The 26236-nt window shown below is 32.3% G+C and carries 28 protein-coding genes; 26 read left to right on the top strand and 2 right to left on the bottom strand.

Translation table 11 applies throughout. The annotated features are described in order from the left end of the window. Positions 1 to 12: 12 nt before the first annotated feature. From G6Z82_RS04225 to mreD, 3 genes are read left to right on the top strand one after another with little or no spacing between them, the layout of a single operon-like run. Entirely contained in the window at positions 13 to 1011 is a 999-nt protein-coding gene (locus tag G6Z82_RS04225; protein ID WP_164785837.1) for a rod shape-determining protein, read from the top strand. A 49-nt stretch (positions 1012 to 1060) separates the two neighbouring features. Further along, complete coding sequence (mreC, locus tag G6Z82_RS04220) at positions 1061 to 1909, top strand: rod shape-determining protein MreC (RefSeq protein ID WP_164785836.1); 849 nt, start codon at positions 1061 to 1063, stop codon at positions 1907 to 1909. Next, a complete protein-coding gene (gene mreD / locus G6Z82_RS04215; protein ID WP_009310376.1) occupies positions 1909 to 2436 on the top strand; it encodes a rod shape-determining protein MreD in 528 nt (175 codons plus the stop codon). Before mreC ends, mreD begins: the two co-directional genes overlap by 1 nt. A 61-nt stretch (positions 2437 to 2497) precedes the next feature. Here the strand turns inward: mreD and G6Z82_RS04210 are convergent, their stop codons facing one another. Continuing rightward, complete coding sequence (locus G6Z82_RS04210; RefSeq protein ID WP_006731319.1) at positions 2498 to 2614, bottom strand: DUF4044 domain-containing protein; 117 nt, start codon at positions 2612 to 2614, stop codon at positions 2498 to 2500. Positions 2615 to 2728: 114 nt separating this feature from the next. Here G6Z82_RS04210 and G6Z82_RS04205 point away from each other — a divergent pair, with 114 nt between their 5' ends. The 23 genes from G6Z82_RS04205 (at position 2729) to G6Z82_RS04095 (ending at position 25566) form a co-directional block, all read left to right on the top strand. Further along, entirely contained in the window at positions 2729 to 3064 is a 336-nt protein-coding gene (locus G6Z82_RS04205; RefSeq protein ID WP_006729190.1) for a DUF3397 family protein, read from the top strand. Between the two features lie 163 nt (positions 3065 to 3227). Next, positions 3228 to 3659, top strand: coding sequence for a division/cell wall cluster transcriptional repressor MraZ (gene mraZ / locus G6Z82_RS04200; RefSeq protein WP_006730074.1), 432 nt, complete (start codon positions 3228 to 3230; stop codon positions 3657 to 3659). Positions 3660 to 3661: 2 nt separating this feature from the next. Beyond that, positions 3662 to 4609, top strand: a complete 948-nt coding sequence (rsmH, locus tag G6Z82_RS04195) for a 16S rRNA (cytosine(1402)-N(4))-methyltransferase RsmH (protein ID WP_164785835.1) — start codon at positions 3662 to 3664, stop codon at positions 4607 to 4609. A gap of 27 nt (positions 4610 to 4636) precedes the next feature. After that, complete coding sequence (gene ftsL, locus G6Z82_RS04190) at positions 4637 to 5002, top strand: cell division protein FtsL (protein WP_006729187.1); 366 nt, start codon at positions 4637 to 4639, stop codon at positions 5000 to 5002. Then, the gene (locus G6Z82_RS04185) at positions 4999 to 7152 is read left to right on the top strand and encodes a penicillin-binding transpeptidase domain-containing protein (RefSeq protein WP_164785834.1); all 2154 of its coding nucleotides are present in this window, start codon (positions 4999 to 5001) and stop codon (positions 7150 to 7152) included. The genes ftsL and G6Z82_RS04185 overlap by 4 nt, the downstream gene beginning before the upstream one ends. A gap of 8 nt (positions 7153 to 7160) precedes the next feature. Beyond that, entirely contained in the window at positions 7161 to 8120 is a 960-nt protein-coding gene (mraY, locus tag G6Z82_RS04180) for a phospho-N-acetylmuramoyl-pentapeptide-transferase (RefSeq protein ID WP_006732328.1), read from the top strand. Between the two features lie 13 nt (positions 8121 to 8133). Beyond that, on the top strand, positions 8134 to 9516 hold the full coding sequence (gene murD, locus G6Z82_RS04175; protein ID WP_164786003.1) for a UDP-N-acetylmuramoyl-L-alanine--D-glutamate ligase: 1383 nt from the start codon (positions 8134 to 8136) through the stop codon (positions 9514 to 9516). Positions 9517 to 9518: 2 nt separating this feature from the next. Beyond that, positions 9519 to 10631, top strand: coding sequence for an undecaprenyldiphospho-muramoylpentapeptide beta-N-acetylglucosaminyltransferase (gene murG, locus G6Z82_RS04170; protein WP_006730078.1), 1113 nt, complete (start codon positions 9519 to 9521; stop codon positions 10629 to 10631). A gap of 28 nt (positions 10632 to 10659) precedes the next feature. After that, complete coding sequence (locus G6Z82_RS04165) at positions 10660 to 11496, top strand: cell division protein FtsQ/DivIB (RefSeq protein WP_006730195.1); 837 nt, start codon at positions 10660 to 10662, stop codon at positions 11494 to 11496. 64 nt (positions 11497 to 11560) lie between these two features. Continuing rightward, complete coding sequence (ftsA, locus tag G6Z82_RS04160) at positions 11561 to 12928, top strand: cell division protein FtsA (RefSeq protein WP_006734369.1); 1368 nt, start codon at positions 11561 to 11563, stop codon at positions 12926 to 12928. Positions 12929 to 12946: 18 nt separating this feature from the next. Continuing rightward, positions 12947 to 14209, top strand: a complete 1263-nt coding sequence (gene ftsZ / locus G6Z82_RS04155; RefSeq protein ID WP_006729180.1) for a cell division protein FtsZ — start codon at positions 12947 to 12949, stop codon at positions 14207 to 14209. Positions 14210 to 14231: 22 nt separating this feature from the next. Beyond that, on the top strand, positions 14232 to 14654 hold the full coding sequence (locus G6Z82_RS04150; RefSeq protein WP_006729179.1) for a cell division protein SepF: 423 nt from the start codon (positions 14232 to 14234) through the stop codon (positions 14652 to 14654). 2 nt (positions 14655 to 14656) lie between these two features. Further along, the gene (locus tag G6Z82_RS04145; protein ID WP_006729178.1) at positions 14657 to 14947 is read left to right on the top strand and encodes a YggT family protein; all 291 of its coding nucleotides are present in this window, start codon (positions 14657 to 14659) and stop codon (positions 14945 to 14947) included. A 140-nt stretch (positions 14948 to 15087) separates the two neighbouring features. After that, entirely contained in the window at positions 15088 to 15702 is a 615-nt protein-coding gene (gmk, locus tag G6Z82_RS04140) for a guanylate kinase (protein ID WP_006730101.1), read from the top strand. A 1-nt stretch (position 15703) separates the two neighbouring features. After that, a complete protein-coding gene (rpoZ, locus tag G6Z82_RS04135; RefSeq protein ID WP_006729176.1) occupies positions 15704 to 15922 on the top strand; it encodes a DNA-directed RNA polymerase subunit omega in 219 nt (72 codons plus the stop codon). A 57-nt stretch (positions 15923 to 15979) separates the two neighbouring features. Further along, the gene (gene priA / locus G6Z82_RS04130) at positions 15980 to 18370 is read left to right on the top strand and encodes a primosomal protein N' (RefSeq protein ID WP_164785833.1); all 2391 of its coding nucleotides are present in this window, start codon (positions 15980 to 15982) and stop codon (positions 18368 to 18370) included. A gap of 22 nt (positions 18371 to 18392) precedes the next feature. Continuing rightward, entirely contained in the window at positions 18393 to 19337 is a 945-nt protein-coding gene (gene fmt, locus G6Z82_RS04125) for a methionyl-tRNA formyltransferase (protein ID WP_006731321.1), read from the top strand. Further along, positions 19327 to 20640 carry a 16S rRNA (cytosine(967)-C(5))-methyltransferase RsmB gene (gene rsmB, locus G6Z82_RS04120; RefSeq protein ID WP_006736579.1) on the top strand — a complete coding sequence of 438 codons (1314 nt, stop codon included), beginning with the start codon at positions 19327 to 19329 and terminating at the stop codon, positions 20638 to 20640. Before fmt ends, rsmB begins: the two co-directional genes overlap by 11 nt. 5 nt (positions 20641 to 20645) lie before the next feature. Then, positions 20646 to 21395 carry a Stp1/IreP family PP2C-type Ser/Thr phosphatase gene (locus G6Z82_RS04115; protein ID WP_006729172.1) on the top strand — a complete coding sequence of 250 codons (750 nt, stop codon included), beginning with the start codon at positions 20646 to 20648 and terminating at the stop codon, positions 21393 to 21395. Between the two features lie 2 nt (positions 21396 to 21397). Next, positions 21398 to 23317 (top strand): Stk1 family PASTA domain-containing Ser/Thr kinase, encoded by a 1920-nt coding sequence (gene pknB / locus G6Z82_RS04110; protein ID WP_164785832.1) that lies wholly within the window; start codon positions 21398 to 21400, stop codon positions 23315 to 23317. Continuing rightward, the gene (gene rsgA, locus G6Z82_RS04105; RefSeq protein ID WP_006729170.1) at positions 23317 to 24210 is read left to right on the top strand and encodes a ribosome small subunit-dependent GTPase A; all 894 of its coding nucleotides are present in this window, start codon (positions 23317 to 23319) and stop codon (positions 24208 to 24210) included. Before pknB ends, rsgA begins: the two co-directional genes overlap by 1 nt. 7 nt (positions 24211 to 24217) lie before the next feature. Further along, positions 24218 to 24868: a ribulose-phosphate 3-epimerase gene (gene rpe, locus G6Z82_RS04100; RefSeq protein ID WP_006732291.1), complete on the top strand. Its 651-nt coding sequence runs from the start codon at positions 24218 to 24220 to the stop codon at positions 24866 to 24868. After that, positions 24865 to 25566: a thiamine diphosphokinase gene (locus G6Z82_RS04095; RefSeq protein ID WP_006735819.1), complete on the top strand. Its 702-nt coding sequence runs from the start codon at positions 24865 to 24867 to the stop codon at positions 25564 to 25566. Before rpe ends, G6Z82_RS04095 begins: the two co-directional genes overlap by 4 nt. A gap of 19 nt (positions 25567 to 25585) precedes the next feature. Here the strand turns inward: G6Z82_RS04095 and udk are convergent, their stop codons facing one another. Then, positions 25586 to 26221, bottom strand: a complete 636-nt coding sequence (gene udk / locus G6Z82_RS04090) for a uridine kinase (RefSeq protein ID WP_006729167.1) — start codon at positions 26219 to 26221, stop codon at positions 25586 to 25588. Between the last annotated feature and the right edge of the window lie 15 nt (positions 26222 to 26236).

The following is a 26236-nucleotide window of genomic DNA, read 5'->3' as shown; positions in this document are numbered from 1 at the left end:
GAGAGATTCAACGTGTTTGGATTAGGATCTAAAAATATTGGCATTGATTTAGGAACTGCCAATACTTTAGTATATATTGAAGGCAAGGGTATTGTCTTAAGAGAACCGTCTGTAGTAGCTAAGAACACGCAGACAGGTGAGATTATTTCTGTTGGTTCAGACGCTAAAGAAATGATTGGTAGAACACCTGGTAGCATTAAGGCAATTAGACCTATGAAAGATGGTGTAATTGCTGATTATGATACAACTGCAGCAATGCTTAAGTATTTTATTGAAAAGACTGTAGGTAATTCAAAACCTTCTGCAATGATTTGTGTACCTTCAGGTGTTACAGAAGTTGAAAAACGTGCGGTTATTGATGCTGCCCGTGTTGCAGGTGCAAGAGAAGCTTATGTAATCGAGGAGCCTTTTGCAGCAGCTATTGGTGCAGGTCTTCCAGTGATGGATCCTACGGGTTCAATGGTAGTTGATATTGGTGGTGGTACTACTGATGTTGCAACTATTTCTTTAGGTGGTATTGTTTCATCACGTTCTACAAGAATGGCTGGAGATAAGTTTAATGCAGCTATTGCAGCATATATCCATCAGAACTTTAATTTATTGATTGGTGAGAGAACGGCTGAAGCAATTAAAATTCAAATCGGCTCAGCTTCCGTTGAAAAAGCTAAAGATATAGAATCTATGAGTATTCGTGGACGTGATTTGATAACTGGGTTACCTAAATCTATGGATATTGATGCAGTAGATGTAGCTAAATCTATCCAAGAGGTTGTGCAAAGTATTATCGCAGCTATTAAAGAGACATTGGAAGAAACATCACCAGAGATTGCAGCAGATGTAATTGATCATGGAATTGTTTTAACAGGTGGTGGTGCGTTGCTGAAGAACCTTCAAGAGGTTATTTCAGAAGCAACCAAAGTTCCCGTATTCATTGCACAAGATCCATTAGATTGTGTTGCAATAGGTACAGGTGAATCACTGAAAAATATTGAAGTTATGCGTAGACACTAGAGATAAGCCGGTAGTTCCGGCTTGTTCTGTTTTTTAGGTGAATAATTAGATGAAAAAATTTTTCAAAAATAAAAAGAATGTCTTTATTTTTCTGATTGTGGTACTAATCTTATCTGTCTTAACTTTTTCAACTAAAATGAGAAATTCACGTGAACAGCCTCCTTTTCTACAGCGTATTAGCAATGATGCGATGTCAATTGTTACTAAAGTAGTAACATATCCATTTAATGTAATATGTGATTGCTCAAATTCGGTCGTTGATCTTTTTAATACTCAACAAGAAAATGATCATTTAAAACGTAAAATTGACGAATTAGGTCAAGTTAAAGCTCGTAATACTTCGCTCGAGAATGAAAATCTGGCTTTAAAAAGAACATTAAAGCTTAAGGACACATTGACGGATTATGATTTGGTAATTTGTAATGTTATTTCTCGTTCACCTGATTCATGGACCAATTTGTTAATTATAGACCATGGAGCCAGATCGGGCATTAAGAAAAATATGGCAGTTATGTCAGATTCAGGATTAATAGGTCGGGTAGTAGAAGTAAATTCTACTAGCTCCAAAGTTGAATTAATTACATCTACAGATAAGGCAGCTAACCGATTTGCAGTAGCTGCTAAAAGCAAGAAACATAAAGAAATTCATGGTATTATTACTTTAATAAATGATAAATTAGCTTTTACTCCAATAGAAAGTAAAGTAAAAGTGAAACCGGGTACACAAGTTTATACTAGTGGTATGGGAGGAAAATCTCCTAAAGGACTATTAGTTGGAACTATTTATAAAATATCACGTGATTCATATGGTCTTTCTAATATATTAGAAATCAAACCAGCAGGTAATTTGAATAATCCATCTATTGTTACAGTGGTTAAGAGAAAGGTAGCAGATTAATGGTTCAATTAAAGCGGTGGTATATTGCAATTGCTTTATTCTTTACTATGGTGTTAGATGGTGTGCTGTCTCAAACTTTTACTCGCTTTTTGGGCAATATGAATGTGGCATGTTGGTTATCTATTATATTGATAACATTAATAGCACTAAGTGATACACATAATGTAGCTAATGTTTGGCTGTGTTTAGTAGTCGGGCTTGTGTATGATATCTATTATGTAGGCGTTATCGGCATATATATTGTTGCCTTTCCATTGTTGTGTTATTGTGTTCAGAAAATAGCAAAATATATTCCTGAGTTATTTATTACAAGACTGTTAGTCTGTTTATTAGGATATATTGGAGTTTATTTGTATTTGCTATTAGTCTTAAATATTATTGGTATCATTGATATATCACTATTTGCAATAATGAGACAATTAGTTGAATCATTGGTTATGTGCATCATTTTATATATTTTAAGCTACAATCTTTTGTTAAAATTAATTGTTAAGTACCCATTTTTAAATAAGCAAATATTTTATTAAATAAAAGACTCGTTACTAAGTTTATGTGTAACGAGTCTTTTGTTATGTTGATAGTATTTTTTTATTTGGATAGTAGTGGTAAGACACCTACTACAATACTTGCTAAAGTGATTATTGCCATTAGTAATGCCATAAAAATAGTTAGCAATTGAAATTTTGTTTTTTTCTTTTTACGCATGTTACGACCTCCTATATTAGGAATATTTTATCTTAAAAAGATTATTATTGCAATTTTAACTAACTATGTAATATAGTAAACGGTGTATATTTATCCTTAATAAGGAGCTTAATAATGTTTGTATTGATTTTTTTATTACCATTTATCGGATTATTGTGTGGCATCTTAGTTAAGAATATGTTACCGCATAAAAAAATTAGTTATGTGGAATTGATGCCACCTTTTTTAATAGCTGCGTGCCAATTGATTACATCTTTCCACAAGCTGCCATCTTTTTTACCATATGCTTTTTTATTTTATCTTATTCTGGTGATTACGGTTGCCATTAATTTTGTTAAAAAAAATAAAAATATAGCATTAGGTAGAATTTTATTTTCCTTATGGCGATATCTTATATTGTGTAGTTTTATTTGGTATATCTGTTTATTATTAATCACTATTTTTTTATAAATTATTACTTACTTGATAAATATCTATGATAAAAGATCCTAATTTTAGGATCTTTTTTTGGTGTGGTTATATAGCTTTTTAAATATTTTTTGCCTTTTTGTGGTAAATTGTGGTTACTAGTGGTGAATTGTGGTAAATTATAAGTTGAAAGGGGGGAATGGCCATGTTCATGGGTGAATATCATCACAATTTGGATAGTAAAGGTAGATTGATTATACCGGCGAAGTTTCGTGATCAAATTGGTGATGAGATTATTTTCACTCGTGGTATGGAAGGCTGTATTTTTGGCTATCCGCAGGCGGAATGGCAAAAAATAGAAGCTAAATTAGCCAAACTTCCCCTGACACAGCGAAGTGCACGTAAGTTTACGAGACTTTTCTATTCAGGGGCGATGGAGACAGAATTTGATAAGCAAGGACGTGTTAATTTAACTGCTACGTTGAAGGAACATGCAGATCTTATTAAAGAATGTGTCATAGTTGGTGTTTCAAATAGAATTGAAATTTGGTCTGAGGATCGTTGGCAAAAATTTGCTGACGAAGCTGATGATAACTATGATGACATCGCAGAAGACTTGGATGATATAGAATTGTGATTATGGAATTTAAACATTATAGTGTGCTTTTACACGAAACAATTGATAATTTAAATTTGAAAAATGATGGTGTCTATGTTGATGCTACCTTTGGTGGTGGTGGACATGCATCATATTTACTAAAGCAATTGTCTAATGGGCATTTGATTGGTTTTGATCAAGATGAATATGCTATTGAACTTGCTAAGAAAAGCTTTTCGGAAGTATTAAAAGCCAATAGCAAGCCAAAATTGAGCTTAGTACATGATAATTTTGGTAATTTACAGCAAAATTTAGCAAAATTGGGTTTTATAGATGGCATAGATGGTATATATTACGATTTAGGTGTATCTTCACCACAGTTTGATCAGCCTGAACGTGGATTTTCGTACCGATTTAATGCAAGACTTGATATGAGAATGGACCAAACTAAGGATTTGGATGCGTATAAAATTGTCAATACTTGGTCGCAAAAGGAATTAAGTAATATTTTATTTAAATATGGTGATGAAAAATATGCTAGGCAAATTGCTAAGAATATTGTAGCGAGAAGAGCGATAAAACCCATTACTACAACATTTGAATTAGTAGATATTATCAAAGAAGCGATACCGGCTTTTGCAAGACGAACAGGTGGTCATCCTGCTAAAAAGTCATTTCAAGCTATCAGAATTGCTGTTAATGATGAGTTAGAAGTACTGGAAAAATCATTGTTAGAGGCAATTGAAATTTTAAAGCCTGGCGGTAGGATTTGTGTGATTACTTTTCAATCGTTGGAAGATAAAATAGTAAAAAAAATATTCAAAAAATATTCAGATGTCGATATTCCAAGAGGGATGCCGCAAATACCAGATTCATTAAGGCCAACATTAAAAATAATTAGTAGAAAACCTATTGTTGCAACAGATAAGGAATTAGAAGAAAATAATCGTTCACATAGTGCAAAACTAAGAGTGGCAGAAAAGTTATAATTATTAATTTTTAAGAGGAGAATTGGTATGGTAGATAGTTCAGCAAGAAATTTTAGATATTCAGAGTTAGATGCTGACAACCAACGTAATAAACAAGTGATAGTTAGATTGACTTCTCAAAATGAACCTCTAAGTCTAACAGAAGTGCTTTTTATTGCTTTTGGTGTGGTTATGACTTTAATTATGATGTGTTTTATGATTTCTTCTAATATTTCTGCTACTAATGCACAGCGTAATTTATCTGAAATACAGAAAGATATTGCTACTGTACAAAATAAAAATACTAATTTAAGACAGGAAATTGGCGAATTAACTTCAGCTAATAGAATGAATAAATTAGCAAAACAGTATGGATTACAATTAATTGAGAGTAATATCAGGAATATTCGATGATGAATAATAAAAAGATTGTCCGAAAAGTGTCCAAATCTCATTTTAATCGAAATGTAGTTGGTAGATTGTTGCAAATATCAATTGCATTTGTTTTTTTGCTCTTTGTAGGAAGATTTTTGTATTTAAGTATATCTAAAACCATAGCGGGTGAAAACATCTCTGAAAGGGTTAGCAATTTATATAAACGGGATGAAATTTTAAAATCTGTAAGAGGAGCTATTTATGATAATAGTGGTAATGTAATTGCAGAGGATTCGCATAGTTTTACTTTATATGCAATTTTGGATAAGTCTTCGCTAGATTATAAAGGCAAACCAATGTATGTAGTCGATAAGAAAAAAACTGCTGAAAAATTATCGACTGTTATTCCCTTAAGTGAGAAAAAAATTTTAAAATATCTGCATCCAAAACACAAAGCATATCAAGTAGAGTTTGGTACTGCAGGTTCTGGTATTAGTTTAGCGACTAAAAAGAAGATCATGGCAATGCATTTACCTGGTATTCATTTTGATGAAACTCCTTCAAGATTATATCCAAATGGTAGATTTGCTTCTCATATCATAGGTATAGCACAACCATTTAATGATAAAAAAAATCATTCAATCAATTTAATCGGAACGATGGGGATTGAAAAGTATTTTAATAAAGTATTATCTGGTAAAGATGGTCGTAGAATAGCTTTGGTTGATGCTGGTGAATATCAGCTTCCTGGAGGTCAGCATTCATATAAAGCACCAATTAATGGCAATAATATTTATTTAACAATTGATTCGCAATTACAGATTTACTTAGAAAATTTATTGGATGCTGTTCAAAATAAATACAAACCTAAAGCATTAACGGCAATTGTAGAAGATGTCAAAACAGGAAAGATCAGGGCTGCATCACAAAGACCTACATTTGATCCAGCAACTAGGAAGGGACTTAATGATAATTGGCGTAATATTTTAGTTCAAGATTCATATGAACCTGGATCTGTATTTAAGATACTTTCAATTACTGCAGCTATTCAGGAGGGAAAATATAATCCTAAGGAATATTATCGTTCGGGTTCTATTACATTTAATGGTTCTACAATTCATGATTGGAATTATACAGGATGGGGTGCTATTCCATTTGAGCAGGCATTTCCTCGTTCCAGTAATGTAGGTATGTCTATTTTGGTTAACAGACTAGGTAAGCACACTTGGAGAAGGTATCTAGATAATTATCATATTGGTAAGAAAACTAATATAACATTACCCGATGAAAATTCAGGGTTAATTAATATTCATAGTCAAATTGATCAAGCAGTTACTTCATTTGGTCAAGGTATTAATGTTAATGCACTGCAGATGATGCAGGTATATAGTGCATTGGCAAATTCAGGGCAAATGTTAAAACCACAATTGGTTGAAAAAATTGTGTCTTCTTCTGGTAAGGTCATTAAAAGGTATAAAAAGATAAAAGTTGGTAAACCTGTATATTCTCAAGAAACTGCACAAACTACATTAAAATTGATGCGAGATGTTGTTGAAAAAGAATATGGTACAGGTATGACTTATAAGATTCCAGGAAAAAGTATAGCAGTAAAAACAGGTACTGCTCAGATAGCGGGTATACATGGAGGATACCTTAAGGGCGATAGAAACTACCTATTTTCCGTTGTTGGCCTTACACCAGCTGATAACCCTAGATATTGTATATATATCACTATGAAGCAACCTCAAATTATGAGTGATCCTCCCGAAACAATAATGTCTTTAATTTTTAAACCCCTAATTAACCGTGTTAGCGTATCATCAAAAGTAGATATGATGGATGAACAGATTACTATTCCTAGTGTTAAGGGACAGTCTCGTGAACAAGCGGTTCGATTATTAGAAAAAATGGGACTTTATGTTGAAACAATCGGTTCAGGTCATAAGGTTGAAGCACAAAGCATCTTAGCAAATACCAAAGTAAATCCGAATAGTAAAATAATTATATTTACTGGTGGTATTATTCGATGTCCAAATATGAAGGGCTGGACGATAAAGCAAGTTACTCAATTTGCAAATATCAGTAAAGTTAAAGTGGAAGTGCTAGGTAAAGGAAAAGTTTATAAGCAGAGTAGAATCCCAAGATCTATTTTAAATCGAAATAGTAAAGTAAAAGTTGAATTAAGATGAGGTTAGATATGCAATATGGTTTATATCCCGGTGTGATTAGTTTAGTTATTACAGCACTGGTTTTGCCATTCTTTATTTGTTTTATGAAAATGAAAAAAGAAGGGCAACAAATTCGAGAAGAAGGTCCTAAATGGCATGCAAAAAAAGCAGGTACACCTACTATGGGTGGAATTGTTTTTTTGTTATCAAGTATAATTGCAACTGTCGCAATTTTATTATCTAATGGTAAGTTAAATAAAATAGCTATAATTTTGATTATTGCTTATTTAGGTTATGGAATAATAGGTTTTTTAGACGATGGTTTGAAATTATTATTTCATAGAAATTTAGGACTTAGAGCATGGCAAAAATTATTAGGGCAAATTATAATTGCGTTAGTAATTTTGTTAATCGCTTATAGTGATAATTTTACTTTTAAGATATATATCCCATTATTTGGGACTATTAATAGCTATTTACTATTTGTATTTTTCATTATAATTTGGCTGGTAGGTTATTCAAATGCTGTTAATTTATCAGATGGATTAGATGGTTTAGCAACGGGTTTATCTATTATATCCTATGGTACGTATGCTTATTTAGCATATTTAGCACATAATGCAACTGTGCTTGCTTTTTGTTGTAGTGTTATTGGTGGATTGGTAGCATTTCTTATTTTTAATCATAAACCAGCTAAAATTTTTATGGGTGATGTAGGTTCACTAGCATTAGGTGGTGGGCTTGCCGCAGTTTCGATTTTCTTAAATAGACCATGGTCTTTATTAATCATTGGTATAGTTTATGTTTTGGAAACATTGAGTGTCATATTACAAGTTATTTCATTTCAAACTACTGGTAAGAGAATTTTCAAGATGACTCCAATACATCATCATTTTGAAATGTTAGGCTGGAGTGAATGGAAAGTTGATATAGTCTTTTGGCTTGTGGGACTTTTAGGTAGTATTATATATTTATTACTTGCATTGTGAGGTAGTTACTTTGATGAAGATAATAGATAAATATCAAGATAAAAACATTTTAATATTAGGACTGGGCAAGAGTGGTTATTCAGTAGCTAAGTTATTATTAAAATTAGGTGCAAAATTAACCTTAAATGATAAGAAAAAATTAGATGATAATGCTCAAGCTATAGAATTAGCGTCATTAGGTGTCAAAATTATATCTGGGTATCATCCAACTGATATTTTTGCAAAAGAGCATTTTGATTATTTAGTTAAAAATCCCGGTATACCTTATGAAAATCCTCTAGTCCAAGCAGCTAAAGATGCTAATGTATCAATTATAACCGAGCCAGAAGTAGCTTTAGCAGTAAGTTCTGCACCATATGTGTGTGTTACTGGTTCTAATGGAAAAACTACAACAGTAATGTTGACACAACGAATTATGGAAAATCATTTACATAAATTGGGTGGACATGCTTATGCAGTGGGTAATATTGGTGTTCCAATTTCTGAAGTAGTACTTAAGGCTAATGCTAATGATTTGTTAGTGGTTGAAATTTCAAGTTTTCAACTGATGGGTGTAAATACTATGAAACCTAAGGTTGCTGCGATTGTTGATATTTACAATAATGTACATATTGATTATCACAAGACATTTGAAAATTATGTAGCTGCTAAGTTACGCATTACACAAAATCAAGATAAGTCTGATTATTTTATAGCTAATTTTGATCAAAAAAATATCTTAGAACAAGAACTTTCCCTAACCAAAGCTCACGTGGTCACTTTTTCCGAAGAATCTACTCAAGCAGATTATTATATTGGTGAACAATATTTAGAAAGCCAAGCTGACCATGAAATTATGAAAATATCAGATATTAAGATACCTGGTCGTCATAATCAGCAAAATAGTTTGGTGGCTATTGCTATTTCTAAGATTATGGGTGCGTCTGATGAGGATATTAGAAGTGTGCTGTCAACATTTACGGGTGCAAAACATCGTTTACAATATGTGATGACTTATAACAATCGGCGTATATATAATGATTCAAAATCAACTAATATCGAAGCTGCTAGTGTAGCTATTCCATCTTTTAGTCAACCTGAAGTTTTAATTGCTGGCGGATTAGATCGTGGATTTACATTTGATGAATTAGTACCATTATTGAAAAAACATGTTAAGGCAATCGTATTGTATGGTGAGACAAAATATTTATTAGCCGATGCTGCTAGAAAAGCTGGTATCCGAGATATTGTTATTGTTAATACCTTGCAAGAAGCTGTGCCTAGGGCGTATGATTTAACAAATGATGGTGATGTATTGTTGTTTTCACCTGCATGTGCATCGTGGGATCAGTTTAATACATTTGAAGATCGTGGAGACTTTTTCGTGAAATTTGTTAAGGAGTTAAAAACTAAGTAATTATGAGAATTATTTTTTCCGGTGGTGGCACTGGCGGTCATATTTATCCAATTTTAGCATTGATAGAAAGGCTAAAAGAAAGAAAGTTAACAACAGATGATGATATTTTGTTTATTGGTACTAATAAGGGATTAGAATCTAAAATTGTACCAGCTGCTAAAATTCCATTTAAGACTTTAGCTGTGCAAGGCTTTAATAGAAAACATTTATTGCGTAACTTTAAAACAATCAAGCTATTTTTAAATGCTACTAAAGATGCACGTAAAATTTTAGAGGAATTTAAGCCCGATGTTGTTGTTGGTACAGGTGGTTACGTTTGTGGAGCTATAGTTTATGCAGCTGCTAAGATGAAAATACCAACTTTGATTCATGAGTCAAATTCTGTTGTTGGCTTAGCTAATAAATTTTTAGCACATTATGTTGATAAAGTGTGTTATACCTTTGATGATGTTGTTCGTCAATTTCCAGAGAAGAAAAAGCTAGTTAAAACAGGTAATCCGAGGTCGCAGCAAGTATTAAGCTTAAATGAAACAAAGATAGATTTGAAGAAGAAGTGGAATCTTAATCCTGATGTTTTCACTGTTCTAATTTTTGGTGGCTCACGTGGTGCACTTGCGATTAATAATATCATGGAACGGTCAATTGATGAATTGGGGGATAAGCCATATCAAATTATTTGGGCTACCGGACAAGTTTATTATGGCCAGATTAAAGAGCGGTTAGCTAAGCACAAGATAGCTAAGAATATTGTTATTGTACCCTATATTGATAATATGCCAGGATTGTTGCCACAGATGACATGTGTAGTTTCACGCTCAGGTGCTACAAGTTTGGCGGAATTTACAGCGTTAGGTGTTCCCGCTGTTTTAATACCTAGTCCAAATGTTACACATAATCATCAAGAAAAAAATGCAATGGATTTAGAAAAAGCAGGTGCTGCATTAGTAATTAATGAAAATGATTTAAATCCTAACAATTTTGTTTCCTCAATTGATCATATTTTACTTGATCCTAATTGTGCACAAAAAATGTCAGCAGAGTCTAAAAAATTATGTTGCTGTGATGCATCAGATAAATTGATTTACGAAATGCAAAATCTCATTAATAAAAAATAATTTTTGAGCATAAAGTAGGTGTTACTAGATGTCAAATAGTAAATTAACTAAAAAAGATCCTAAAGAGCAAATAGCTAAATGGACTGAATATAAGAAAACAAAAATAAAAGAAAATATTGATTTACCGAGACTAGGTGCACTTAGAAGGCATGCTTTATGGACTAAATTAGGCAGTATTATTATTTTGTCTGTAGTTGGAATAATTATATGTTTGTACTTTATTTCTTTTAAGTCTAGTGTGAGAAGCGTTAAATTAGTAGGTGCAGACGAGATAGATGGTGCTAAAGTTGCTAAAATTATTGATGTTAGTCCCAAGACCAAGGTGGTTTTTTCATTATTTAAAGGCAAAGAATATAGCAAAAAGATATCTCGTGTTTTTCCTGAAGTTGATACAGTTAAGATTACAGTTACAAATTGGAATAATCTTATATTACATATCAAAGAAAAACGTGTTATAGGCTACGTTAAGGAAAATAATCATTATCGAAAGATATTGTTTAATGGCAAGGTATCTAGGCAAGATATATCGGAAAAGTTAGTTGATATTAGCAAACCTTTGTTTTTGGGTTATAGCAGACAAAAGTCTATTATTAATGATTTAAAAGTTTATAAAGCTTTACCTCCTTACTTTAGGGATAAAATTAAAATGATCAGTGGAAAAATTAGGCGACCAAATCAGATTATTTTGTTGCTTAATGATCACAATATTATTATTGGAGATGTAAATACTTTTGCTGAAAAAATAAAATACTACGATAGCATAAAAAAACAGCTTACGCAACCTTCCATTATAGATATGGAGGTAGGGGTATTCTCTAGACCCTTAACAGTTAAAGATAAAGAACAATATGAAATTAATTTTTAAAACTATACTTGGTATTATTTAATATGGTAAAATTTATGTAATTAATATATTTGGGGGCAACATCTTGGAAACGAAAGATTTATTGGTAGGTTTAGATATCGGTACAACTAGCGTAAAAGCTGTTTTAGCATCCTCAGAAACAGGAAAATTACGTGTTATTGGTACTTGCTGCGAAGCAACTAAAGGTATGCGACATGGTAAAATAGTTGATATTGAACAAACTGCTAACAGTATTAAAAAAGTATTAAATGGGCTTTCTCAGAAAACAAATACAACATGTGATTACCTAATTACAGCAGTTCCTGCGAATATGTTGCAACTAGAGTCTGCACACGGATTGATTAATGTTGGTGAACAAGGCAAGGAAGTAGACGAAAATGATGTGAGAAGGGTTGTTTCTGTCGCAATTAAGTCTTCCATTAAAGATACTAGACAAGCGTTAACTTTTTTGCCTAGCAAATTTTTGATTGATGGACGTACAGATGTTGATGATCCTAGAAAGATGATTGCACACTCATTAGAAGTTCATGGTGTTTTAGTAACAGCTCCTATTTCAGATCTACACAATATAAGTAGAGCTATTGAAAGAGCTGGATATAATAATAAATTTTTTGTACCTACGCCATTAGGAATTGCCAATGTTGCACTAGATGAAGGTGAGCGAACATTTGGATCCATTATCTTGGATATGGGTGGTGGTATTACTACTGCTACTGTGATTCATGAAAATAAAATAAAATATGCAACTATTGACCTTGAAGGTGGTAGTGATGTTACTAAAGATATATCAGTTGTATTGAATACGTCTTTAGATGAAGCAGAAAAAATAAAACGTGACTTCGGTTATGCAGACCCTGAACTAACTTCTAAAGAAGACAAGTTTCCTGTTAATGTTGTTGGAGCTAATGCCCCTAAAATGATTGATGAAGAATATTTGAGTGAAATAATCAGTGCCAGGTTACATCAGATATTAGATCGAGTAGGTAAAGGGTTAAAGGAACATGCAGCTTTTAATTTACCAGGTGGTATTGTTATAACTGGTGGAAATAGTGAGATTCAAGGTACTGATGATCTTGTTAAGAATAGTTATAATATAAAAGTTAAGATGTATCAGTCAGGACAACCTGGATTAAAAAATGCTATTTACGCTGTAGCATTGGGTGTTATAACTTATGCGTATAATTTAAGTGATATTAATTATTTAGCAAATAGTGTTATATATGGTTCTCAACATACTGATGATGTAAAAGACATTATTAGCAAAAGTAAGTCAGTATTTTTCAAAAAGCAACGTTCTGAGGATGAAAATAATAGAGAATTAGAATATAATGATAACATACAGCAGGGTAGTCATGAAGATGATGCTAATAATGGTAAAGTTAAAAAAGAAAGAAAGTCATTCATTGATTTTATAAAAAAATTTTTTGACTGATGAGGATGGGTTAGGCTAATGGATTTTAATTTTGATTCTGATAATAAAAGTGCAGTTATAAAGGTTATCGGTGTTGGTGGAGCAGGTGGTAATGCAGTTAATCGTATGATTGATGAAGGAGTACAAGGAGTATCATTTATTGCTGCTAATACTGATGTTCAAGCTTTAAATAGTAATAAGGCTGAGAATAAGATACAGTTAGGGCCGAAGTTAACCAGAGGTTTAGGTGCAGGATCACATCCTGAAGTAGGGCAAAAAGCTGCTGAAGAAAGTCAACAGACTATAGAAGAAGCTCTTAAGGGAGCAGATATGATTTTCATTACTGCTGGTATGGGTGGAGGTACTGGTACAGGTGCCGCACCAGTCATAGCCAAAATTGCCCGTGAAACAGGTGCATTGACGGTAGGTGTTGTTACAAGACCATTTACTTTTGAAGGTCCTAAGCGTTCAAAGGATGCTGCGGAAGGTATTAGTCAATTGAAGCAATATGTCGATACTTTGGTAATTATTGCCAATAATCGCTTACTCGAGATGGTTGATAAAAAGACACCTATGATGGATGCATTTAAAGAGGCTGATAATGTTCTTCGTCAAGGTGTGCAAGGAATATCAGATTTGATTACTTCAACTGATTATGTTAACTTAGACTTTGCTGATGTTAAAACAGTTATGGAAAACCAAGGTTCTGCTTTGATGGGAATAGGTCGTGCTAGTGGTGAGAATAGAACTGTAGAAGCAACTAAAATGGCCATTTCTTCGCCATTATTGGAAGTTTCAATTGATGGTGCTAAACAAGTATTGTTAAATATTACTGGTGGGCCTGATTTAACATTATTTGAAGCACAAGATGCTTCAGATATTGTTTCTAAGACAGCTGGTGATGATGTCAATATCATCTTTGGTACATCGATTAATGCTAACATGGGTGACGAAGTTGTTGTTACAGTTATTGCAACTGGTATTGATAATAAACAAGATAATCATCAAAATGTTACTAAAGCAAAATTAAACAAAGAAAGTGTAGAATCATCTACAGCTAATAAGGCTGTTACACCAGCTGATACACAAAAAGATGGTAATGTTGCTAAACCAGATATGCTATTTGATCCAACAAGTATTTGGAAACAAGATAAAACAAGTAGTAATCGAGTACAAGAAAAAGTTAAAGGAGATTCTTGGACTCCATTTAGTAAATCGGAGCAACAAGATGTTTTGGATGTTGAGACTAATCTTGATGATGAAAATGACATTCCATTTTTTAAACATCGCCAGAATAATTAATTTCTAAGAGGGGAGACTATTTATGGCTTTTGAAAAATTGACAAAGATGTTAGGTATTTCAGATGAAGATGAGTATGAGGATGATTCATTTGAAGAATCTGAAGTTAGCTACCAGGAAGATAAACGTAACGACAAGAAATCAAATATAGTTTCTATTAATTCTGTGAATGCAGGTAAGAGTAGAATAGTTTTATTTGAGCCTCGTGTTTATTCTGACGCTAAAGAAGTTTCTCAAAATTTGCTTAATAACCGTGCAGTTATTATTAATTTCTCGCGTATGGACGAAGGTCAATCAAAACGTATAGTTGATTTTGTTATGGGTACAGTTTATGCACTGAATGGAGATATTCAGCGTGTTGGTGAAAAAATATTCTTAGCTACACCACCTAAGTTTGTTACTGATGGAAAAATAGCTGATGCTACAAGCGAAAAAGATAATTTATAATTATGTTGAGATATTTATTTTTTTATTTTTTACTGATTGTTCATTATATCGCATATATTTATGGATTGTTAATTGTTGTTGATGCGTTATTTAGTTGGGTTGATTTTCTATATAGATCTGTAGTTGGTAAATTGATAAATAGAATTGTTAATCCATATATAGCACTATTTAGAATTAAACCCATTATGAAGATAAGTTATAGCTTTGGTATAGATTTATCTCCACTTATTGGAATATTATTGTTATGGATTATTCAGAACATAACATTTAGATTAATGGTTCAGATTTTATAATGATTAGATATCAGTTCAATATATAAAATTGCAAGCTCTTTTTAGTGCTTGTTTTTTTATTTACATAAAATATAAGCTTGAAAAAAGTTCAATTTTAATGCACAATAAAAGTGTTACGTTATTATTGAATGGGTGTGAATATGTCTAATAAAGGTTTATTAATTGTTTTATCTGGTCCTTCAGGAGTTGGCAAAGGTACAGTAAAAACTGAAATGGTGAGGCAACAGGCCTTTCCTTTTGAATATTCGGTTTCCATGACTACTAGGAAGCCACGTCAGGGTGAAGTTGATGGTAAAGACTATTTCTTTGTCGATGAAGAAAGATTTAAGAATGCTGTCGCAAATAAAGAATTATTGGAATATAACCAATATGTCGGTAATTATTATGGTACGCCCTTAGCACCAGTAAAAGAAATGCTTAACATGGGAAAAGATGTTTTGCTGGAAATTGATGTTAATGGTGCAAAGCAAGTGCGAAGCTTGATGCCTGATGGTGTATTTATTTTCTTAACACCACCTGATTTGCATGAATTAAAACATAGAATAGTAAATAGGGGTACAGACTCTGATAAAGCTATTGATTTGCGAATGCAACAAGCTCGCCAAGAGATATTAATGATGCAAGATTATGATTATGCAGTAGTCAATGATACTGTTGCTAATGCAGTTGATCATATCAAGGCAATTGTTGAATCAGAACATGTTCGCATTGCTCGTGTCATTGACGATTATCGAAATATGGTTAAGGAGGATTAAGATGAAAATTACATATCCATCGATTGATAAGTTATTAGATAAAGTTAATTCGCGTTACTCGTTGTCAGTATTGGCAGCTAAACGCTCTCATGAGTTACAATCTGGAGAGCCAGGAGCTCTTTTGTCATATAAATCTTCTAAAGCCTTAGGACAAGCATTAGAAGAAATAGCTGCTGGTAAAGTTACTATTGATCCTGAACACCAAACTAAGATTGATTAATGGTAAAGAAGTGCCTTCATTGTTTCTAGCGATGAAGGCTTTTTTGTAGGTGAAATAATGTTTGCAGAAGTAATTGTAGATGTAGCAGCTAAACAAACTGATAAAACGTTTGAGTATAAGATTCCATCTGAATTAAAAAATGTTGCAGTAGGATCACGCGTTGTCGTACCATTTGGTAGGCGAAAAGTGCAAGGATTTGTTGTTGATATTCATGCAGAAGCTAATTATCAAGGTGAATTAAAAGAATTATCGTTAGTCTTAGATGATCAAATTCCTTTAATACCAGAGTTAGTTAAACTTTCTGAAGTTTTAGCACGTAAATTATTTACGTATAGAATTTCTATTTTGCAGGCTATGTTACCGAGCATGTTAAAAGCAGGATATAAAAAAAATATTGTGCCTTTGACTGATTCAGCTAGAGCATTACCAATTTTTAATGGTAAAGCGATCGATGCTGCAACTGTAAGATCTAATGCGGATATATTATTAATCAATAAATTATTAGCAACTAAGGCTGCCAAAATAGATTATGTTGTCAAAAACAAAGCTAGTCATAAAAAGGATGTAATATATTCAATCAGTAATTCCAAAAAAGACTATTTGGAAATTTTGGCTAATTTAAGAACTAATGCTTTTAAGCAAAAAATATTATTGAATGACGTTATAGAAAATTATGAATCATATCCTAAAAGACAACAAGAGTTGGCTAATTTGGGTATTAAATCAGATGTTTTAAGAAATGCAGTTAATAATAATTGGTTGCAAAAGCAAGAAGTTGATGTATATCGTGATCCAACTGCAGCTGATATGATTCATGCATCAAAAGTTGTGCAATTAAATGCTGAGCAACAAGCTGCTCTAGATCAAATTAATCAACAAATTGTCCGAAAAAATGCTAAAACTTTTTTATTAGAGGGTATAACTGGAAGTGGAAAAACGGAGGTATATTTACACGCCATTGCTGAATGTTTAAAAAATAACAAGAGTGCATTAATGTTAGTTCCCGAAATAGCACTAACGCCGCAAATGGTCAATCAAGTTAAAAGCAGATTTGGAAAAGATGTAGCTGTATTACATAGTGCACTATCTGAGGGTGAAAAATATGATGAGTGGTGTCGAATTCGCAACCAAGAAACACATGTAGTCGTGGGAGCGAGAAGTGCTATTTTTGCACCGTTAACTAACATTGGTTTAATTATTATTGATGAAGAGCATGAAGCAAGTTATAAACAAGATAATACTCCTAGGTATCATGCACGTGATGTAGCTATTTTAAGAAGTGAATACAATCATTGTCCGTTAGTATTAGGGAGTGCAACTCCATCATTGTATAGTAGAGCTCGTGCTCAAAAAGGTGTTTATCAATTACTGCGACTTAATAATCGAGCTAATAATAAGGAACTACCCAAAGTGCAAATTATCGACTTAAAAAAAGCGATGTTTGCAGGGACGCAATTTGATATTTCTGTTGATATGTTGAACGTAATAAAAAAGACCATAGCCAAGAAAGAACAAGTTATCTTATTGTTAAATCGACGGGGATTTTCCAATTTTATGTTATGTCGTGAGTGTGGTTATGTGTTACAATGTCCTAATTGTGATATTTCGCTGAATTATCATAAAGACATTAATCAAATGAAATGTCATTATTGTGGCTATGAAATTAATAAACCATATGTGTGTCCTAAGTGTCATAGCAAGCATATTATTTTTTTGGGTAGTGGTACTCAAAAGATTCAAGAAGAACTTATTAATATGATTCCTAACGTTCGTATTTTACGTATGGATATAGATACGACACGAAAAAAAGGTAGCTATCAAAAAATATTATCTGCCTTTGGACAAGGTCAAGCAGATATATTGTTAGGTACACAGATGATTGCTAAGGGGCTTGATTTTCCTAATGTTACACTGGTTTGTGTTGTTAATGCTGATATTGGCTTGGCTGTTTCTAATTATAATGCTAGTGAAAAAACATTTGATTTATTAACGCAAGTAGCTGGTAGAGCTGGTAGGGCAGATAAAGAAGGATTGGTTTTGATACAAACTTATAATCCAGACCATTATGCGATTAAATTAGCTAGTGTACAAGATTATGAGCAATTTTATCAAAGTGAAATGCGATACCGATATATTGGTAATTATCCACCATTTTATTTTACAACTTTGGTTTCGATTGTCTCGCATAATGAACCTCTGGCTGCTAAGCAGGCTTTTCTTATCAAAAGACTATTGACTAAAAAATTAAGTCAAGCAACGATCGTTTTGGGGCCAACTCCTAGTGCAATTGGTAAAATAAATAATCAATATTTTTATCAAATACTGGTAAAATATAAAAAAGAACCTCATTTGGCTGAAACTTTGAGTTATATTCAAAACTATGCTCAAGATATTGCCAAAAATGATATTAATGTTTATATAGATCAAGAACCAGAAAATATTATGTAGATTTATAGAAAGAAGTGTTTTAATGACATCAGTTATTTTTTTAGGAACTCCAAAATTTGGTGCAGTTGTACTTCAAGGATTAATTGATCAGGGATATAAAATCGAGGCAGTAGTTACGCAACCCGATAAAAAGTTTGGAAGAAAGCAAGAATTACATCAATCGGAAGTTAAAAAAGTTGCCTTAGCTAATAATTTGAAAATATATCAACCGCTACATTTATCAAAATCAGAAGAAATGAATGAATTATTAAGTATTAGACCTGATTTTATTGTTACTGCGGCATATGGACAGTTCTTACCAACTAAATTCTTGCAAACTGCTAAAATTAAGGCTATCAATGTTCATGGCTCATTGCTGCCTAAATATCGTGGTGGTGCACCTATTCAATATTCATTAATTAATGGTGATAAACAAACTGGTGTAACTATTATTGAAATGGTTAAAAAAATGGACGCAGGTGAGATGTATGGTAGTAGGGTAATTGATATTTCTGATGACGATACTTCTGGCAGTTTATTTGAAAAATTAAGTATCATTGGACGGGATTTGTTACTTGAAGTAATTCCAAAGATTATAGCTAATCAAATAGTACCTACTTGTCAAGATGAGGATAAAGTCGTTTTCTCGCCTAATATTTCAAAAGACCAAGAACAAATAAAGACTAGTATGACTGCTACCCAAGCTCATAATTTAGTGCGTGCATTGAATCCACAACCTGGTGCATATATTTTGATGCATAATAAACGCTATAAAATCTGGCAAAGTGAAGTTAGTGCTGAAAAGTGTAGTTTAGAAAGTGGTTATTTAGTTTCTAAAAATAAAGAATTCGCAATTAGTTTTAGTAATGGTACTATTTTGAAGATATTAAATATTCAACCAACGGGCAAAAAGCCTATTGCAATTAAAGATTTTATCAATGGACAAGGTAATCAATTTAAAGTTGGAGAAAAAATAGTTGAAGATTAATGCACGTAGTGTCGCTTTAGATACGTTATTGAAAATTTTTAAACAAAAATCATATTCCAATATTGCATTAAATAATGCTTTGGAAAAAAGCCAATTAAGTCCTATCGATAAAGCCTTAACTACACAAATTGTTTATGGAACTGTTCAATATAAACTTTATTTAGAATATCAATTAAAGTCACTTGTTAAGACTAAATTAAAAGAAGATTATTTGTGGCCTTTGCTATTGATGTCTGCATACCAATATTTTTTTCTAGATAAAATACCTACTGCATCAATTGTTGATGAAGCAAATAAATTAGCTAAGTCATATAGCCCTAAGGGTTCGCAATCTTATCGCTTAGTTAATGGTATTTTGCGTTCATTAGTTAGAAGAGGTGAAATTTTACCAGAAGAAAAAGATGCAGTTAAATATATGAGTATTAAATATTCATATCCTCAATGGTTGGTTAAATATTGCCTGGATCATTTTGGAAAAACTAAGACTATAAGCATTTTACAAGCAGGTAATATGCCGAGCGTTAATAGCATTAGAATTGCTGATATGAGTAAAAAAGATGAAATTTTGCACAAATTAGCTACAGAATATAAAATAAGTATATCTAATTTAACTAATCATAATGTTAATTTGGACCATGGATCTATTACAAATAGTCAATTATTTAAGGATGGATTGATTACGATTCAAGATAGTGCAGCTTCATTAGTAGTCGATGCTTTTAATTTTAAAGGTGATGAAAAGGTGCTAGATGCTTGTAGTGCTCCAGGTGGTAAAACTGCACAGATAGCTGAATATTTAACAACAGGTAAAGTTTTTGCACTAGATATTCATCAAAAAAAATTAAATTTAGTTAAACAAACATTGACTAGATTACACCAAGATCAAAAATTGATCATGAAAGCACTTGACGCTAGAAAAGTTAATGAGTATTTTTTCGGCCAACAATTTGATAAAATACTTGTAGATGCACCTTGTTCAGGATTAGGACTAATAAGAAGAAAACCTGAAGTAAGATATGAAAAACAGATGGAAGATTTAAAGCATCTAAGCGAAATCCAGTATAATATTTTAGATCATGTAGCTGGGTTATTAGCTGAAAATGGTGAGCTCGTATATTCAACTTGTACGATTTCAATAGAAGAAAATGAAGATGTAGTGAAGCGTTTTTTGACTAATCATCCTGATTTTTCCTTGGCTCCATTTGAAGTTGGTAATTTATCTAAGTGTAAAATGATCAAAATTTTTCCGGATGATTATAATAGTGATGGCTTTTTTATTGCCAAATTCGTTAAAAGAGGTTAATTATTTTGGTAGAAGCAACTTATTTTACAAGTGTTGGTAAAGTTCGCAAGACAAATCAAGATTTTGTAAAAACATTTAAAAATCGCAATGGAATTATTATGGGAGTTGTGTGTGATGGCATTGGTGGACATCAAGGTGGAGATGTTGCTTCCAATATGGCTGTTAACCATTTAGGCCACAATTTTATGATGACAGATTTTTGTGAGGCACAAGTTGCACAAAGTTGGTTATCTGTGCAATTAAAAGCAGAGAATGACAATATTTTGCGTACAGCCACAAAATTTGCAGATCTAAATGGGATGGGTACGACAATAGTTTTAGCCATTATTTTTGCTGATCAAGCTTTAATTGCACATTTAGGTGATTCTAGAGCCTATTTATATCGAGATAGGCAACTTACGCAATTAACTGAGGATCATTCTTTGGTTAATGAATTATTAAAAATGGGTCAAATTACAGAACAAGAAGCTAAAAATCACCCTCAAAAAAATATAATTACTCAAACATTAGGTGTCTCTAGTACAGTAGATCCAGAATTTTCTATTTTAGAAGTACATACATCGGATATTTTTTTACTATGTACTGACGGATTAACTAATTCATTGACAGATGAGCAAATTCAAACAATTTTAGTTCCTGATGGTCATAGTTTAAAAGAAAAATGCAAAAAATTAATTGATGAGGCAAATAGATTGGGTGGTGGAGATAATATAACAGTCTGTTTGTTGGATTGTTCAGAAAAGGAGGGTCAATAAAATTGGTTGAGAAGGGCTACTTATTAGGTGGTCGTTATAAAATTCTCCGTCTTTTAGGAGAAGGAGGAATGGCCAATGTTTATCTTGCTGAAGATATAATTTTATGTAAAAAAGTTGCAGTAAAATTATTAAGATTAGATTTACAAAAAGATCCACAAACTATCCATAGATTTAAGCTAGAGGCACAATCTACTAGCGAGTTAAGTCATCCAAATATTGTTTCTATTTTAGATGTAGGTAGTGATGATCAACGTCATTATTTGGTTATGGAATATGTCGAAGGAATCGATTTAGAAGAATATATTCAACGAAATAAGCCACTATCTTTGAATGAAGCTATTCGTATTATGGATCAAGTTTTATCTGCTATAATATGTGCACACCAACATGGTGTTATTCATAGAGATTTGAAACCACAAAATATCTTGATGGATAAAATGGGTAACATAAAGATTGTAGATTTTGGTATTGCTGTTGCTTTAAATAAAAGTACTATGACGCAAACCAACACTGCTATAGGATCTGTACATTATATGTCGCCTGAGCAAGCAAGAGGTAGCATTACTACCAAGCAATCAGATATTTACTCATTAGGTATTATTTTGTATGAGTTAATTATGGGACAGGTACCATTTGGTGGTGAAAATGCGGTTGCAGTTGCTTTAAAACACTTTCAAGAACCGACCCCGTCGATGCGTCAGCAAAATATTGAAATACCGCAACCATTAGAGAATGTAGTGATGCGAGCTACTGCCAAAGATGCACGTGACCGATACAAATCTGTCGTTGAAATGAAAAAAGATTTAGATACTAGTTTGGAACCTTCTAGGCGTTTTGAACCACCATTTGTAGCTGAGCATAATCCTAATAAAGATGCAACTATCGTTTTACCTGTAGTTGATGGATCGGTTAAAAATACAGCCGAGATCAAGCAAAATTTAAAAGATAGTAATAAAAATTCTGCATGGTTATCTAATTTTAAAAAGCATAAGTGGTGGTGGATCACTACTGCTTTTGCATTTATGATGATAATTTTAATTTTCATTTTTGCATTAGGTAGAAAAGATTATGTTAAAGTACCAGAATTAAATAATTTGGATGAAATGCAAGCCAAGAGAGTTTTGATTAGTCGTGGCTTGCGTGTAGGTAAAATTTATCATAAATTTTCTAGCAAAATAAAAAATAATCATGTGATTAATGTAACACCTAATAGTGGAACCTCAATCAAAAAATATCAAAAAGTTAATTTGATCATTTCTAAAGGCGATGGATTAACTGCAGTTCCAAATGTTATTTATGAGTATTTTGAAGACGCACAGGAAGAGCTTCAAGATTTAGGCTTTAAGGTAATAAAAAAGGAGATTCATTCTTCGACGGTTGAAAAAGGTGTTGTGGTAGAGCAGAATCTTTTCCCAGGTAAAAAAGTGGTAGCAGATAAGACTAAAATTGTGTTAACTGTTTCCAAAGGTGGCAAGACACATAAAAAGATAAAATTACGTGATTTAACAGGTTATTCATTAAAGAGCTTGAAGGATTATATCAAAGATAAAGGGTTGATATTAAAAGTCATTGAAGAAGATTCTAGTGCTCCGCAAGGTACTGTAATCAGACAAGATCCTGAAGCTGGTACTAAACTTAGTCGAGGAGATTGCGTAACGGTGGTTGTTTCTAGAGACAATGGTAATATTCTTATTAAGAAGTACGATATCAGATATGATAGTAGTAGTGATCGCGGAAATGGTAATCATATTCAAGTATTTATTTCAGATGATAGTCATAAATTCAGTAATACTTATGTAGATACGTATATTACTACAGATAAAACTATATCAGTGCCTTTAGATTTTAGTTCATCTGATGAAGCTAGAGTTAGAATTGTTCAAGACGGTAAAATAATAGTAGATGAGGATATAAGAAAATAATGCTAGAAAAAATTGCAGGCATTGTTGTAAGTGTTATTTCTGGTTATTATGATATTAAAACTGATAAAGGGATTATTAGATCAAGAGCTCGTGGCATATTTCGTAATTTAAAGCAAAAGCCATTAGTTGGTGATAGAGTGGTCGTGCAACCAGATGATAAAGGGATAAATTATTTAGTTGCTGTAGCTGATCGCACTTGTGAATTGCAACGTCCTGCTTTGGCAAATGCTGAGTATGTTTTGTTGGTAATGTCTGCTACACAACCAGACTTTTCAGTTGATTTGTTGGATAGATATTTAGTTTTTTTTGCATGGAAGAAAGTTAAAGTAGTAATTTTCTTATCAAAAACAGATTTGATATCATCTGATGAGTTGTTGAAGATAAAAAGTAAATTGAATGAGTATCAAAAAATAGGGTATCAATATTTTGTCGATTATCAAGATCTAGAGCAGTATTTACAAAATAATATAGATTCCGATGAGATATGGGTTTTAGCAGGTCAGTCTGGTGTAGGAAAATCTACTTTATTAAATAGATTAAAAAAAGATATCAGTCAGAAAACTGCCGAGATATCTTTTGCTCTCAATAGAGGAAAACATACGACTAGACAGATATCATTATTTGAATATGGTAAAGGTTATATTGCTGATACGCCAGGTTTTTCCTCAATTGACTTGTCCAATATAAAGCTAGATGAATTAAAAGATCTCTTTTATGAAATTAAACATTTTAGCAAAGAATGTAAATTTAGGCAATGTCAACATATCAATGAACCTAAATGTGCTGTTAAAGTAGCATTGAATAATCATGATATTTTAGATAGTAGATATAATTCATATATAAAAATTAGGGAAGAAATTGCTTTGGGAAGAATTCCTGAATATAGAAAGTAGTCAAAAAATGATAGCACCATCAATTTTAAATGCAGATAATTTAAGTTTAAAAGAACAGATTTTGGAAGTTAAATTAGCGGGAATAAAAAGACTACATATTGATATTATGGATGGACATTTTGTTCCGAATCTTTCATATGGCCCAGAACTGATTAAATGTATTACTCGAGATTTTCCTGATATGGAAATTGAGATTCATCTAATGAGTAATAACTTGCCAGTGATGTTACCCTTGTTTGCCAATTTATCATGTGCAGTCTTAGAATTTCATCTAGAAGCTACAGATCAAATTGACAAATGGATAGAATATGTTAGAAATAAAGGTATAAAAGTAGCATTGGCTATTAATCCAGATACGCCTGTTGAAAAAATAGTTCCTTTTTTAGATAAAATTGATCAAGTCTTGTTAATGTCTGTACAACCTGGTTTTGGAGGACAAAAATTTCGTAATGAAGTTATAGATAAGATAGTGTTTCTTAAAAAGATGATGGCAAATCACGGGTATGTGATACCGCTAGAAATTGATGGTGGTATTAATGATGTGACTGCTAACAAAGTTAAGGTAGCTGGAGCGGATATTGTAGTAGCTGGCTCATATATCTTTAAGCATGGCATGATTAAAGATCAGATAGATAAATTAAAGTGTGTGATGAAATGAAAAAAGCTGTGGCACTTTTGGGAGGTCCAGTTCAGCTGTGGCCCACGGATTTAAAAGATCGCATATTAGTAGCTAAAAAAAATAATGACTTAATTTTTGCCAGCGATCGTGGTAGTCAATTTTTATTAGATATGGGAATTGTTCCTGAAGTTGCTATAGGTGATTTTGATTCCTTAAAAAAGGGTGAATTAGCACAGCTAGAAGAATATGAGATCGATTTTAGATATTCACATCCAGAAAAAGATTATACGGATTCAGAACAATTATTTAAAGTTGCTTTTGAAGAATATAATGTGGATCAACTTGATATTTATGGAGCTACTGGTGGAAGATTAGATCACTTTTTATTGAATATTTTTACTTTTAGCAAATCTGAATTAAAAAAGTATTGTGAAAAAATCCGTTACATTGATTGTCAAAATATTATTATGTATATTTTGCCAGGTGTCAAAAAATTTCAAGCAGTCGCAGGCTATAATTATTTTGCAGTTGGTAATTTGACAGCTGTTGATGATTTGAATATTAGTGGTGCTAAATATGAGTTGAAAAATTATTTTTCAGCAAATCCATTCGTCTTTTCTTCCAATGAGTTTGTAGGCTTGCAACCTATTGTAGTAAGTTTACAATCAGGCGAAGGCATAATTATATATAGCAAAGATATTAATAGATTTTATACAGCAAAAAAGCCAAGAAATTAAAACATTCTTGGCTTTTTTATTATGATAACACTGCATTGATTTTGGTTGTTAACATATCAATGGCAACGTTGTTTTCTCCACCTTCAGGTATGATAATATCAGCATAACGCTTGGTTGGCTCAATAAATTGGTGGTACATTGGCTTAACGGTAGCTAAATATTGACTGATGACTGAGTCGACAGAACGACCACGCTCTTGTGTATCCCTTTTTAATCGCCGGATAAAACGAATATCATCATCTGTGTCAACATATATTTTAATGTCCATTAAATTGCGAAGCTGTTTATCAAATAAAGTTAAAATTCCTTCTAGCAGGATAATATCAGCAGGTTCTACGTGAGTAGTTTCTTTGCTTCTTGTATGTTGCGTAAAGTCATATATCGGCATCTCTATAGCATGATGATTAATTAATGAATTAAGTTGATGTGCTAAAAGTTTCATATCAAAAGCATCAGGATGATCATAATTAATCTTGCTTCTTTCAGTCATTGATAAGTTATCATTGCATTTATAATAAGAATCTTGAGTTATTTTTAAAATGCGATCATTATGTTTTCTTTTGAATCGATTATATATTTCCATTGCAATGGTAGTTTTGCCACTACCTGATCCTCCGGCAATACCGATTATAATTGGCTTTTTTTGTGTTTCCATTTTATATCTCCTTAT

Origin of the sequence: Lactobacillus iners (assembly GCF_011058775.1) — a bacterium.
Classification (GTDB): Bacteria; Bacillota; Bacilli; order Lactobacillales; family Lactobacillaceae; genus Lactobacillus; species Lactobacillus iners.
Note: the sequence above shows the minus strand (reverse complement) of the source record. Positions and strands in the feature narration are given on the sequence as shown.